The organism is Flavobacterium sp. UBA4854 (assembly GCF_002399805.1).
Classification (GTDB): domain Bacteria; phylum Bacteroidota; class Bacteroidia; order Flavobacteriales; family Flavobacteriaceae; genus Flavobacterium; species Flavobacterium ginsengisoli.
On sequence record NZ_DHEI01000160.1, the window covers coordinates 64,305 to 66,161 of the forward strand.

A 1,857-nucleotide genomic window follows, 5' to 3' on the forward strand; every position below is an offset into this window, starting at 1 on the left:
TCATTAAAATATGATTTTCTACACATTCTTTTTTGTCAAATGAAATCTGGCTTATAGTTAAAGGCTTTTCGAATAGGGAAGTGCTGTTTTCGAAAATAGCTTTCAGTTTCTTATTTTTATAAAGTACCGATTTTTGATACTCTTCTATGTTTTTGTACTTTTTAAAAGTTTCAAAATCGGCTAAATAGCAAATGTTGATAATTCCGTTTTCGACTTTAGAAACACCACAATAACCGCCCTGAAAATTATACAAACCAACGAGGCTTTCATCAAATTTTCCTTTGTAATGGGCTTTTATGGCAAGCCAAGGTGATTTTTTAGAAATAAATTCTCTTGACAAAACTTGATCAATATTTGATCTTTTGCCATAAGCGCCCAGAATTATTTTTGCTGAAAGAACTTCCTCAGAAGTTGTTACGGTGAAAATGTCATTTTCAAAAGAAATAGTAGTGACGTTTTCTGTAATAATAGTGCAGCCATTTTCGACGGCTTTTTTAAATAAGAAATGATCCAATTCATAACGGCTGATTCCGAAACCTCCAAGCGGAAGTTTTGTCTTTGCCGTTTTTCCGTTTTGTGCAACAAATTCAAAATTTGAAATGCTGGTTGGATGGAGTTCTCTAACATCTATATCCAACCAAAATAAATAAGGAAGAATTTCATTTGAGATGTATTCTCCGCAAACTTTATGCTTTGGATACGTATTTTTTTCGATAAGAGTTACCCTCAAACCTTTTTTAGATAAGTGCAGAGCGCTTGCCAGACCAGCAAGACCGCCTCCAATAATAAGTACATCGGGATTTGTTCTCATACAACCAATTTAATCATAAAAACTCAAATGTTCTTACTTAATTCTATAAGAAATTAACAAAATTTCAATGTTGTTTATTCTGTGTTTTCTCACATAAAAAAAGATAATTTATTTTGTTTTTTTCTTAAGACTCAAGATTTCAAATGAGGTAAGGAAACTTCTGTTTTTTTAATTCGTAATAAAAATAATATTAATTTTTTCGCACTATCTTTTTCTATTCTTAATTTTTTTTCTTGAATTTGTTTTATTTATAATTATTAGTTAAAATATTGATATTTAGTATTTTGATATATTCTATATAAAGTTTTAGTTTATGTAATATCTGCGATATATTCCACGATTTTAAAAAATATGTAAATAAAATACTATTACTTTATTATTAATTACTATTTTTACACAGTCTAAATAAGAATAGTTATTCTGATTTCTGAGAAGAAATCAGTCAAAAAATAAATGAAAAATAAAAGCACTTACGGTCATTACAATACAATTATTACGAGTTTCATTTTACTATTTGTTAATATGCTTTTGGGGCAAAATAATAATAGTATAAACGGTTTGGTTTTTCATTCTAAAAATCCATTATCGCATGCTACAGTAATTTTAGAACCTTCTTTTAAAAACACCGTAACTGACAGTAAAGGACATTTTTCATTTTCAGGATTATCAAATGGAACGTATACAATTCGAATAAGCAATATGGGCTATAAAGATTACATCGAGAAAATTACTTTAAATGGTGCTGGTCATTCCATTAAAATCGAAATGGAACAAGGAGTCGATTTGAAAGAGGTCAATGTAACGAGCCGCATTAAAGAAAGCAGTAATCCTGAAAACTTGGTAAATGCACGATATAGCGCTATGCCAGTTACTGTAATCGATCGTAAAACAATTGAACTTATGGGGAGCAGAAGGCTCGATGAAGTTTTAAAAGAACAAACTGGAATTGCTATTGTAAACAACATTAGTGGTGGGGCTAGATCTGTTGGCGTGCAAATGCAGGGTTTTGGAAGTGAATATATTATGGTGTTAATCGATGGTCAGCC

2 protein-coding genes are annotated in these 1,857 nt (G+C 30.2%); one reads left to right on the forward strand and one right to left on the reverse strand.

Annotation, left to right across the window (positions count from 1 at the left end; genetic code table 11):
- Nucleotides 1-811: NAD(P)/FAD-dependent oxidoreductase (locus B3J44_RS23130; protein ID WP_286971746.1), on the reverse strand; the 811-nt coding region annotated here is incomplete at its 3' end.
- Nucleotides 812-1,264: 453 nt separating this feature from the next.
- Here B3J44_RS23130 and B3J44_RS23135 point away from each other — a divergent pair.
- On the forward strand, nucleotides 1,265-1,857 hold a 593-nt coding region (locus tag B3J44_RS23135), incomplete at its 3' end, for a carboxypeptidase-like regulatory domain-containing protein (RefSeq protein ID WP_286971747.1).